General features: G+C 36.5%; 11 protein-coding genes. 6 read left to right on the plus strand and 5 right to left on the minus strand.

Going from position 1 to position 12,160, the window contains the following annotated elements; genetic code table 11:
• Positions 1–45: 45 nt before the first annotated feature.
• Together AC5SR4_RS01625 and hemN are read right to left on the minus strand one after the other, a co-directional pair.
• Positions 46–879 carry a universal stress protein gene (locus tag AC5SR4_RS01625; RefSeq protein WP_495357796.1) on the minus strand — a complete coding sequence of 278 codons (834 nt, stop codon included), beginning with the start codon at positions 877–879 and terminating at the stop codon, positions 46–48.
• 46 nt (positions 880–925) lie between these two features.
• Positions 926–2,290, minus strand: coding sequence for an oxygen-independent coproporphyrinogen III oxidase (gene hemN, locus AC5SR4_RS01630; RefSeq protein WP_495357797.1), 1,365 nt, complete (start codon positions 2,288–2,290; stop codon positions 926–928).
• 124 nt (positions 2,291–2,414) lie between these two features.
• Between hemN and AC5SR4_RS01635 the strand changes: the two genes are divergently transcribed.
• The 4 genes from AC5SR4_RS01635 (at position 2,415) to AC5SR4_RS01650 (ending at position 6,559) form a co-directional block, all read left to right on the plus strand.
• A complete protein-coding gene (locus AC5SR4_RS01635) occupies positions 2,415–2,993 on the plus strand; it encodes a superoxide dismutase family protein (protein WP_495357798.1) in 579 nt (192 codons plus the stop codon).
• A gap of 100 nt (positions 2,994–3,093) precedes the next feature.
• On the plus strand, positions 3,094–3,624 hold the full coding sequence (locus AC5SR4_RS01640; RefSeq protein ID WP_495357799.1) for an RNA polymerase sigma factor: 531 nt from the start codon (positions 3,094–3,096) through the stop codon (positions 3,622–3,624).
• A gap of 1 nt (position 3,625) precedes the next feature.
• Positions 3,626–4,432 carry an anti-sigma factor gene (locus tag AC5SR4_RS01645; protein ID WP_495357800.1) on the plus strand — a complete coding sequence of 269 codons (807 nt, stop codon included), beginning with the start codon at positions 3,626–3,628 and terminating at the stop codon, positions 4,430–4,432.
• 27 nt (positions 4,433–4,459) lie between these two features.
• The gene (locus tag AC5SR4_RS01650; RefSeq protein WP_495357801.1) at positions 4,460–6,559 is read left to right on the plus strand and encodes a beta-galactosidase; all 2,100 of its coding nucleotides are present in this window, start codon (positions 4,460–4,462) and stop codon (positions 6,557–6,559) included.
• Positions 6,560–6,676: 117 nt separating this feature from the next.
• Here AC5SR4_RS01650 and AC5SR4_RS01655 read toward each other — a convergent pair whose 3' ends face one another.
• Positions 6,677–7,912, minus strand: coding sequence for an ABC transporter permease (locus AC5SR4_RS01655; RefSeq protein ID WP_495357802.1), 1,236 nt, complete (start codon positions 7,910–7,912; stop codon positions 6,677–6,679).
• Positions 7,913–7,920: 8 nt separating this feature from the next.
• Here AC5SR4_RS01655 and AC5SR4_RS01660 point away from each other — a divergent pair, with 8 nt between their 5' ends.
• Positions 7,921–9,192, plus strand: a complete 1,272-nt coding sequence (locus AC5SR4_RS01660) for an exo-beta-N-acetylmuramidase NamZ family protein (RefSeq protein ID WP_495357803.1) — start codon at positions 7,921–7,923, stop codon at positions 9,190–9,192.
• Here AC5SR4_RS01660 and AC5SR4_RS01665 read toward each other — a convergent pair.
• Positions 9,189–9,680 carry a YkgJ family cysteine cluster protein gene (locus AC5SR4_RS01665; protein ID WP_495357804.1) on the minus strand — a complete coding sequence of 164 codons (492 nt, stop codon included), beginning with the start codon at positions 9,678–9,680 and terminating at the stop codon, positions 9,189–9,191. The two genes, AC5SR4_RS01660 and AC5SR4_RS01665, sit on opposite strands and share 4 nt — an antisense overlap.
• Positions 9,681–9,701: 21 nt before the next feature.
• On the opposite strand from AC5SR4_RS01665, the gene AC5SR4_RS01670 reads away from it, so the two are divergent.
• Positions 9,702–10,397 carry a class I SAM-dependent methyltransferase gene (locus tag AC5SR4_RS01670; RefSeq protein ID WP_495357805.1) on the plus strand — a complete coding sequence of 232 codons (696 nt, stop codon included), beginning with the start codon at positions 9,702–9,704 and terminating at the stop codon, positions 10,395–10,397.
• Between the two features lie 28 nt (positions 10,398–10,425).
• Here the strand turns inward: AC5SR4_RS01670 and AC5SR4_RS01675 are convergent, their stop codons facing one another.
• Positions 10,426–12,156 (minus strand): TonB-dependent receptor, encoded by a 1,731-nt coding sequence (locus AC5SR4_RS01675; protein ID WP_495357806.1) that lies wholly within the window; start codon positions 12,154–12,156, stop codon positions 10,426–10,428.
• Between the last annotated feature and the right edge of the window lie 4 nt (positions 12,157–12,160).

A 12,160-nucleotide genomic window follows, 5' to 3' on the forward strand; every position in this document is an offset into this window, starting at 1 on the left:
AGTGCTTCCCACCAGTAAACAGGAAAAATTAAACTAAAAATCCTGCTATATTTTAAACGTTACTACCGGTATGGTGGCATGGTTGGCAACATCTTCGCCTATACTACCTTCAAAAAAGTGTGCCAGGCCTTTTTTGCCATGTGTAGGCATGGCAATAATATCGGCTCCAACCTTTAAGGCACAATTTAAAATACCATCCTCAACGGTATAATCGTTTACATAACACACATCCTCCATACGGTTTAAATTACCGTCGGCTTTAGTAAAAAAGTTTACCACACGCTTTTCTATCTCCACACTGTTTCTAAATCTTTCGTTGGGCAAGTTAACATGCACCAAATAGATTTTTGATGCTATGTCACCAAACATCTTAATGGCATTTATATAAGACTTAATGGTATCTTCTTCAAAATCGCAAGCAAATACTACGGTATCAAAATTAACGTCGTGGAGTTCATTTTTAACAACCAACACGGGAATGTTAGAGTTCCTTACAACACGCTCGGTATTAGATCCTATAAAAAATTCCTTAACACCACTGGCACCATGAGAGCCCATTACAATTAAATCGGCATCATGTTTTTCGGCCACATCATTCACTTCACTAAACACTTTAAAGTGTTTAATAATAGGAGTTACTTTAATACCTTTTAAATAGGGTTTATTTAAAAACGCTTCAAACTTTTGTTCAGACAGTTGCACAAAGAAACTCGCTTTTTCATATTGCAGGCCTTCTGATGCTGTTAATATTAAATCGGACATTTCCAGCATGTGCAGTGCCAAAACCTCTGCCTTAAATTTTTTGGCTAGCTTAGCTGCCGTTTTTAAGGCATATTCTGAATGTTCAGAAAAATCTATGGGTACAATTATTTTTTTCATAACTAATTAGTCTTTAGTTTTCACTGTTAGTTTTAGTTGTTAACTATTACACTGTCATAGAGAACAGTTTTGTATCGGGTTGTTTTCGTTGCAATAACACATCAAAAGCCATGCATATATTCCTAACATAGGGTTTCCCCTTTTCGGTAATTTCTATAGCATTTGAATGTATTGTAAGCAATTCGTCTTTTTCCATTTCCTTTAATTTAATAAGGGTTTCTGGTAGTTCATCAAAATATAATGATTGGCGGGACCAAGTTGTTTTAAACTGGCACATTAAGTTAAGAATGTGCTTTCTAATAATTAAATCTTCACTATTTAATATATGGCCCCTAAATACGGGTAAAATATTTTCTTTTAATAAACGATAATAGGCTTCAATGCTCTTTTCGTTTTGGGCGAAACCATACCAACTGTCACTAATGGCCGACACGCCTAAACCAATCATGGCTTGAGTTTTGGATGCCGTATAGCCCATAAAATTCCTGTGAAGTTTACCGTTTTGCATAGATTGGTACAAGGTATCGGTTGGCAATGCAAAATGATCCATGCCAATTTCGGCATAACCCACTTCTGCCAACAAGCTTTTACCTAGTTCATATTGTTTTCGTTTTAGTTCTGGGGTTGGTAAATCGGTATCATTAAACCCTCTTTGTCCATTGCCCTTTATCCATGGTACATGGGCATAACTGTAAAAAGCCAAACGGTCTGGAAGCAAGGCTTTGGTTTTTAAAATAGTTTCTTTTATATGTTCTAATGTTTGAAATGGGAGTCCAAAAATAATATCATGCCCTACCGACGTATAACCTATGTTACGCGCCATCTCGGTAGCTCGCTTAACATGTTCAAAAGGCTGTACCCGATGTATGGCCTTTTGTACAGTAATATTATAATCTTGCACGCCGTAGCTTACGCGCCTAAACCCCACATTATATAAGGCTTGTAAATGCGCTCTAGTGGTATTGTTTGGGTGCCCCTCAAAACTAAATTCGTAATCTTTGGCAAGCACAGCTTTACTTATAATGCCATGTATTAAACGTGTTAGGTTACCTGGACTAAAAAATGTGGGGGTACCGCCCCCCAAATGCAACTCCTTGATTACAGGTTTTTCATCAAACAACTGCAAGTAAAGGTTCCATTCTTTTAAAACGGCATTTATATAAGGGGTTTCTACCGTATGCTGTTTAGTAATACGCTTATTGCAACCACAAAAAGTGCACAAGCTTTCACAATATGGCAAATGAATATACAAGCTCAATCCTTCTTTAGCATTACTTTCCTTAAACGATTTGGCTATAGATGCTTTCCAGTTTTTAAGCGAAAAAGTGTCTTGATTCCAATATGGAACTGTTGGATAACTTGTATAGCGAGGTCCCGCTATATTGTATTTATTTACTAACGTTTGTATCATACCTAACATTTATAATTCAAAAATATATGAATGCACCATCTTAAAATATGATATCTGTCATGTATAATATTTGCAATTGGTATAATATTCCTTTAACTTTCACGTAAATAAAAAACGTAATAAAATGAAACAAATAAGTTTATTGATATTAGCTCTAGCGCTAAGTATAAGTTCTTGTAAACAAACAAAAAAAGAGAATGCCACAGTTGAAGACGCTATGACTGAAACAGATGCCATGGCTACCATGCCTGCAAAAAAAGTTACCATTACTTTGGTCTCTAAAAGCGATAGCAATGTAAGTGGTAATGTTACTTTTACTGAAGAAAATGGTACTGTCAATATGGAGGCAACCGTAAGTGGTTTAGAACCAGGTATACATGCCATACATATTCATGCATCGTCAGACTGTTCGGCTCCAGACGGAACATCGGCTGGAGGGCACTGGAACCCAACCAGTCAACCTCATGGAAAATGGGGGGCCGAAACGGGTTACCATAAAGGTGATATTGGTAATTTCACCGCTGATGAAAATGGAAATGCCACCGTTACATTTTCTACAGACGAATGGTGCATTGGCTGTGAAGACGATACTAAAAACATTTTAGGCAAAGGCGTTATTATACATGCAGGAGAAGACGATCTTACCTCGCAACCATCTGGTGCAGCTGGTGCCAGAGTAAGTTGTGCAGGCATTATTGAATAGTATTGAATTGCAAAAACTTCAATTATACAAAAGCTACTTTAAAAATAAAGTAGCTTTTGTATTTATATTTTACTATTTTCGGAAAACCTAAAACCCTTTCATGCAGTTAGAAATTCTAATAGAAAAGTTTAAACAGAAAGACGAAAAAGCTTTTGAATCGTTATATAGTATGTATAGTGATAGTATGCAAGGTGTTATTTACAATATTGTTAGAGATACCGATATAGCTGAAGAAGTCATGCAGGATGTTTTTATTAAAGCATGGCACAATGCCAGTAGCTATTCAGCAGAGAAAGGCCGTTTTTTTACATGGATTTTGAATATTGCTAGAAACGCTGCTATAGATAAAACGCGGTCTAAAGCATTTAAAAATTCAAAACGAAACCTTGATTCTGATTTTTTCGTAGATATTCTTGAGACCAGTGAAAATTTAGACAATACAACCGATGCAATTGGTATCAAAAAGTTTGTTAGCAAGCTTGCCAAAAAATGCAAAGCCGTTATAGAACTATTATACTTTAAAGGTTATACACAAGCGGAAGCTTCTGAAAAGTTAGATATGCCCATAGGGACTATAAAAACAAGAAACAGAAACTGCATTAAAGAATTAAGAAATATGGTGTTGAATTAAAATGGATATAGAAGCTTACATAGAATCTGGAATTTTAGAGCTATACGTAGCGGGAGCACTTTCTGAAAAAGAAAATAAGGAAGTGTATGCTATGATGCTACAACATCCTGAAATATTACAAGAAGTTTTAGATATTGAAGCTGCTGTTATAAAATTAACAGCATCGGTTTCGCATAAAATGAGTAAGGAACAAATTTTCCAAGCCATAAAAGAACATTTAAGCTTAGATAATAACACCAAGGTTATTTCTATTACCAAACCCAGATACAATTGGGTTACTTATACAGGGTGGGCTGCTTCTATTGTATTAGCAGCAGGGTTACTTTGGACCGTTAACCAAAACGATCAATTAAAAACCGATATTCAAGTTGTAGAAACACAGCAATCGCTATTAGAAACACAAATAGCCAATTCTAAAAACAGTTTAGAAGAGGCCAATACATTAATAAATGTTTTACGCGATGACAACATTACCAAGGTACCGCTAGCTGGGCAAGGTAATTTTGCCAATACGTACGCCAAAGTATATTGGGATAGAAACACCCAACGCATCTTTCTAGACGCACAAGGGTTACCAGAACCACCCGAAGGCAAAGTTTACCAAGTTTGGTCGTTAACACTAAGTCCGCTTACCCCTACTAGTTTAGGTACCATTGATGATTTTACTACCGATGAAAACAAGATTTTCGAGATTGAAAATGCTAACGAAAGTGAGGCCTTTGGTATTACTTTAGAACCAGCAGGTGGTAGTGATACCCCAACCATGGAACAACTTTATACCTTAGGTTTGGTAACAACAACATCCTAAACCGTATTTAAAACTAACTAAACAACCATGATGCTTAGTAACATAACTTTGCTTAAAAAATTTTCCATTGTTTGTTTTGGAATCCTTTTAAGCACACAAGTCTTTTCTCAAAACTTTGATCATTTTTTTCCAGCTAAAGAGCTTACTACTGTTGGAGTATATTATTATCCAGAACATTGGGATCCCAAACAGTGGGACCGTGATTTAAAGAACATATCAGATATGGGGTTTGAATTCACCCATTTTGGTGAATTTGCATGGGCACAATTAGAACCAGAAGAAGGCGTTTACAATTTTAAATGGTTGGATAAAGCATTAGAGATAGCAGACAAACACCATTTAAAAGTTATAATGTGCACCTCTACTGCAACGCCTCCTGTGTGGTTAGTTCGCAAATATCCCGATGTGCTTATTACCAGTGAAGATGGCACTAAAATGGACCATGGCTCAAGACAACATGCTACATTTTCCAGTAATTACTACCGTAGCTATTCAATTAAAATGATTGAACAATTGGCAAAAAAATATGGTAAGGACAAACGCATTATTGGTTGGCAACTCGACAACGAACCCCGTCGTGCTTTAGATTACGGAGCCGATGCCCTACAACGCTATCGAGAATGGTTAAAAGAAAAATATAAAACCATCGAGGCCCTAAACGAAGCTTGGGGCAATAATTTTTGGAGTGGTACATACAGCAATTTTAATGAAATTAACCTGCCTTTGCATAAACAGTGGGGCATGAACTTACATGCGCGGTTAGACCATTATAGATTTGGCGACCATGAAACAGCAACATTTCTAGACGCACAAGCCAGTAAAATACGTGAATACGCTACTAAAAACCAATGGATTACCAGCAACTATATTCCCATGTACGATGTTGGTTATATTGGGATGAGTAAAGAGTTGGATTTTGATTCCTATACACGTTATATGGTATATGGCAACGATTTAGGAATTGGCACACATGGCTATCGCGTTGGCGAATATGCCCGTATAGCTATGGCTAATGATTTTTTTCGCCCCCTTAAAGGCATATACGGGGTTATGGAATTACAACCAGGGCAAGTAAACTGGGGAGAAATTAATCCGCAGCCCTTACCTGGTGCCATGCGTATGTGGTTATGGCATGTATTTGCCGGTGGCAGTAAATTTACTTGTACCTATCGTTACCGAGCGCCTTTATATGGCTACGAGCAATACCATTATGGTATTGTAGGTCCCGATGGTGTTACACCTACCTTGGGAGGTTTAGAGTTCAGTCAGTTTATAAATGAAATTCGTTTACTGCGCCAAGCATACCGCCCAAAAGCACCATTGCCAAAACCTTATTTAGAACGCAAAACAGGAATTTTATTTAACCCCGACAATGTTGTGGGCATTAACTTAAACAAACAAACCAAAGAATGGCACACCGAAGCTCACTTTTTAAAATATTATAAAGCCCTTAAATCGTTTGGAGCTCCTGTAGATTTTGTTCGCGACTCAACCAACTTTTCAAAATACCCGGTTTTAATTGCCCCGGCCTATCAAATGATTGATGAACAAATGATTAACAAACTAACCAATTATGCCGAAAAAGGAGGTCATTTGGTATTAAGTTGTCGCTCGGGTATTCAAAACCGTAAAGGCCATCTATGGGAAGCCAAATTTTACGAACCCATGTGGAAACTTATTGGCTCTGAAATTGAATCGTATGATTTGTTAATGCCTCATGCACCAGGTAAAATTAATTTTAATCAAAAAGATTATACTTGGGTAAGTTGGGGCGATTTATTAAAGCCTAATAAGGAAACCGAGATATGGGCCACATACCAAGACGATTTCTATGCAGGAACCCCTGCAGTTATTTCTCGTAAATTAGGTAAAGGTACGGTAACTTATATTGGAGTGGACTCTAAAAATGGAGATCTTGAGAAAGCGGTTTTAACCCAATTATATAACCAACAGCATATTGCCATTGAAAATTACCCAAAAGGAGTTATGGTAGATTACCGGGATGGTTTTGGCATTGCTGTAAATTATTCTGATACTGTTTATGAAATGAATTTACCTGCCAATTCTGAAATATTAATAGGAAATAAATCTATTGAAACTGCCGGAGTATTGGTTTGGAAATATTAAAGTATCAATACTTTTTGGAGCCAAATATAACTTTAAGTTGAGTTATTCCTCTTGGCAAGTTGCAAAAACCATCCGATGAACTTAAGGTTCTATTTTTCGTAACAAAGTGTTAAAAAATCATTCGAATCGAATTGCCTTAACAGGTGATATTCTAGTAATAATATACGATGGCACCAAAAGCATTAACACACACAATACTAAAGTGCCAATATTCAAAGCTACAATATAGGTAACACTAATGTAAACTGGAGCTTCGGTAACATAATACACACTAGGATCCAATGGAAATAATTTAAAGTACTTTTGCGCCAAGAGCAGGCCTAGACCTATGATATTGCCCCAAAGTAACCCCAACAATATCAAGTAACTAGCATTGTATAAAAATAATTTACGAATGCTCCAATTGGTACTGCCTAATGCTTTTAAAATTCCAATCATTTGTGTACGCTCTAATATTAAAACCAATAAGGCTGTTATCATGTTTATTCCAGCAACCAGTATCATAATGCCAATAATACCATATATATTCTTATCAAAAATACTAATCCATTCAAAGATAGAAGCATATTTTTCAGTAATGGTTTGGGTGTTTAATTTAGAAGGTGTGTTTTGGTAGATTTCTATACCCTTTTGGGCCAACGCATCGTAATCATCAATAAAAACTTCAAAGTTCCCTATTTGGTCATCTTCCCAACGGTTTATACGCTGAATATGGCGAATATCTCCAATAACATATTGGGCATCCAAATCTTGAAATCCTGAATTGTAGATTCCCACAATGTTATATTTTATAATATTGGGCAGTTTTTCGGCATCATCTTTAGGAAACACCATTTGAAATGAATCTCCAACATTAAATTTTAACCTATTGGCAAGATACTGTGATATTAAGACATCTTCATTTCGCTTTTGGGTATAATCCGGCAATTTACCAGCTACCAAAAAATCCTTAAAATAGCTCCAATCATAATCCCCACCCACACCTTTTAGGTAAGCACCTTCAAAATCGGTTTCAGTACGTATAACACCAAATCTTGTAGCAACTGCTTGAATATGCTTTACGCCATTAACAGTTTTAAATTTGGGATAAAAATCTTGCTTTTTGGAAATGGGAAACAGACTTTCCTGTGAATTGTTACTATCGTAATTAGTAATTGTAACATGACCATTAAAAGCCACCACCTTATCGCGTATTTTTTGCTGCAAACCAATGCCCGTTGCAATGGCAATCATCATCACCACAATTCCTATTGCAATAGCCGCAATGCCAATTTTTATTATTGGTGCCGATATACTACTTTTATACGCTTTACTACCAATAATGCGTTTAGCTATAAAATACTCGTAATTCAAAATACACTATGCGGTTTAATGTTTTCAAAAATACAGTTTTATTATTTGTTTTGGTAATGATTTCTTGTGGAAACGTTTTTAAATCAAAAGACGAAAAAAGCCAACCCACTACAAATGTCACCCCGAGCCTTTCGTCTCCGCTCAAGGCAGGCTCCGTTGAGGGGTCTCAACCAAAAATCATCGTTGGTGCCAACCAAACAAAACGTTATTTACCACTTTTAAAGGGAAAAAGAGTAGGTATTGTGGCTAACCAAACAAGTGTTATTTTTAAGGGTGACACAACTTATGTACACCTTGTAGATTCCTTATTTGCTTTAAGAGTTAACATTAAATCCGTTTTTGCTCCCGAGCACGGTTTTAGGGGGCATGCAGATGCCGGTGAGCATGTTAAAGATGGCCATGATGCTAAAACGGGACTTCCCATTATTTCCCTTTATGGAAACAATAAAAAGCCTAAACCAGAACAGCTAACAGGAATTGATGTGATGGTTTTTGATATTCAGGATGTTGGTGTTCGGTTTTACACATACATTTCTACACTACACTATATTATGGAAGCTTGTGCCGAACAAAACATTCCCGTAATTGTATTGGACAGGCCCAATCCCAACGGTTGTTATGTAGATGGTCCTACTTTAGAACCCCAAAATAAAAGCTTTTTGGGGATGCACCCCATTCCCTTGGTACATGGCATGTCCGTTGGTGAATATGCCCAAATGATCAATGGCGAAAAATGGTTAGAAAACAAATTGCAATGTAATATTACAATTATTACTATGGAGCATTATAACCACGATAGGTTTTACAGCTTACCTATTAGGCCTTCGCCTAACCTTCCAAACGACCAGTCCATTGCCCTATACCCAAGCTTAGGACTGTTTGAAGGCACTAACATTAATGCAGGCAGAGGTACTGAGTTTCAATTTCAACGCTATGGTGCTCCTTTTTTAAACAAACAGGTTTTTGCTTTTAACTATACACCCGTTGCAAATTTTGGTGCCAAGTACCCAAAACATCAGGATAAACTTTGCTATGGTGAGGATTTAAAAGATGCAAAGGTTAATTGTGAAATGACTTTAAAGTGGGTGATTAAAGCTTACCAAAACTGTACAAACAAATCGTTGTTTTTTAATACTGAGAATTTTACCAAACATGCGGGCACTGATAAATTACAAAAGCAGATTGAGGCGGGCTTGAGTGAAAAAGAAATAAAAGCCACCTGGCAGGAAGATTTAGAGGCTTTCAGAAAGATGCGCGCGAAGTATTTGATTTATGATTAACGGATTCGCTTTTTCATCTTCTCTACGATGTTAAATGCCGCAGGGCATATTGCTACGTTTTTAAGAGTTAGATTAGAGATTTGCTGAAACTTTTTTCTATCGGTATGAGGAAACTCTCTACATGCCTTAGGTCTTACATCGTAAATAGAACAGTAATTATCGGCACCCAAAAAGGTACAGGGAACACTTTGCAGCACATAATCATTATCTTCATCTATATGCAAATATTGCTCAATAAATTGCTTTGGCTTCAATTTAAAAAACTTTGCAATGCGTTCAATATCCTTATCGGTAAACAACGGTCCCGTTGTTTTGCAGCAATTGGCACATTGTAAACAATCTGTTTGCCTAAACTCATCTTCGTGCAGTTCCTGCATGATATAATCCAAATCCTTAGGCGGCTTGCTTTTTAGTTTACTAAAGAACTTTTTGTTCTCTTTATGCTTATCTTTGGCAAGCTTTGGAAGATTTTTTATAATGTCTTGCATGGTGCAAAAATACTGTTTTTTATGAAAGATCTATTTGGAAAAGCTTTATTGGATTTTCATAGTGGCCATTATACAGAGGACATCATTACTGCAACCAGTATTTCTGATGAGGATGTGTTGCCCCTGCCCTATTTGTTCCGTGACTTTAAGGATATGCCTAAACTGGAACAACAGGCATTGAAACTGGCAAAAGGCAAGGTATTGGATGTGGGTTGTGGGGCCGGAAGCCATAGTCTGTATTTACAAAAGCAAGGACTTAATATTAAGGCTATTGATATTTCTAAAGGAGCTATTGATGTTGCTAAACAACGTGGTGTAGAGCATGCAGAAGTTAAAAACCTTTTGGAAGAAACGGAAACATTCGATACGATTTTGTTATTGATGAATGGTACGGGGATTTTTCAGGAGGTGACACAGGTTTCTAAATACCTTAGCCATTTGAAAGGGCTGTTGAATCCCAACGGACAAATCTTAATTGATTCTTCGGATATTAAATATATGTATGAGGATGAGGATGGTGGCTTTTGGATGAATGCGCATGCAGGTTATTATGGTGAATTGGATTATTTTATAAGTTATAAAGGAAACGATGAAGTCCCCTTGAAATGGTTGTATTTGGATTTTGACACTTTACAACTGGCCTGTGATACGGTTGGGCTTGGTTGTGAGCTTGTTGTTGAAGGAGAGCATTTTGATTATTTGGCACGACTACAATAAAAAAGATTCCCGCTTTCGCGGGAATGTATTAAAAATCGAACTTGTATGTTGCTCCCGCTAAAAGCTGTAAACTCTGTACCGGGAAATTCTGCCAACGTTGGTATCCTTTGTTCGTTATATTATTTGCCTTTGCAAATACAGAAAATTGATCGTTAATATGATATCCAAGGTGTGCATTGGCATCAAAATAACTATCTAATATTACGGTGAATGGTGTAGATGCAATATTAGGATCGTTCAAGAAAAATTGGTCTTTACGCTCACCAACATAAAAGAGGTTAGCTCCTGTAAACCAATGTTCGTTAATTTGATAATCTAAAAAGAAAGACCCTTTAAAATCTGGTAAATTCCACGCTTCGGCTTCATCATCAGTAGAATAACTAAAATATTCTGCTTTTATACCAAGCTTAAAATTTCTGTTAACGTCTACATTTATTTCTCCTGCCACACTATAGGTATCAACATCATCATATACAATACCAAAGGAATTTCCATAAGAATAGGTTTGTGTGGTCTTGGTAATATCATTGTTTCTAAATAATGCTTTATTTCTATCAGCGAAATAATGACCACTTATGTCGTAGCTCATGTTGCTTGATATTTTTCCTTTTAATCCTACATAAGCATTGTACAATTGGTCTGTTGGTTCTACCATTAAGGTTGGAGACACAAATGGATTTTCGTTGGCAAAATCATAATATGAGTTTTGAATAAGGTTTCCTTCTATGCCTCCATAGGTAATTAACACATCGCTAACCAAGCGGTAAGATGCAGTGATATTTGGATATACATAAAGGTTGTTGTCTCCTGTTATTCTCTCATTTAAATAGTATATTGACACTCCTAAGTTAAGGGTTAAATCGTCTTGCTTTAATTGATAGGTTGGTGATAAGCCTACCTGTAAATTGCCATATTTAAGCTCATCTTCAGTATCATAATTTCTATCGAAACTGCCTCCTAAATAATCTACAACCAGTTTTGTAGATATTTCTTCGTCATTAATAGGGATATCTACTTTTGATTTTACTACAAAACGATTTTCTCCAGACCCTTGGTTGTCGCCAAAGCGTCTAAAAAAGAAACTTCCGGAATTAATGTAAGTATCCTGAAACGTGATATCGCCACCAAAATGTGCATCATAAAAAGCGTGACTTACACCATCTACATTATCTTCAGCATCTTGGAGTTGCGATTCTGGCACACCATACCAATTATAAACCTGTTGCTGAAAACCGGCTTCAACATTCCAAGCCAAATCCCTTAATCGGGTAGAATAGTTAAGATTTATTTTGGAATTGGAGAAATTATCATCAAACACCAAATCTTCGATACCACCTTGTGAGGAATGGTGGCTTATATGCCCTCCAAAGCTTTCATTTCTACTAATAGCATGATTTAAATACACTTCACCAAGAATAGTTGTATAAGTACCTACCCCTAAAGTAGCATAGTTATCGTATAATTTAATAGGTTTGGCTTTTTCTACCACGGCTGCTTTTCCTTTTGCAGGTGTAAATGTAGATGCTACGGGAAACGAAAAAATATTGTACTTAATTTCTTTTTTGGTTTCTGTGGTTTCATCATCTATGGTTGGCGTTTCTTTTACCTTAAAAGCATCTGATATGGTTGGGGTATATGGTTTAACAACATCTATAACCCCAGTATTTAAGGTATCTTTAGGGTTTGTTTGAGCAAAAACAACGGTGGTTAGGGTTAATAAAAACAGGTTTGCTACTATATGTTTTATGTGCTTACGCATAGGT

This window comes from Aestuariibaculum scopimerae, assembly GCF_059428085.1.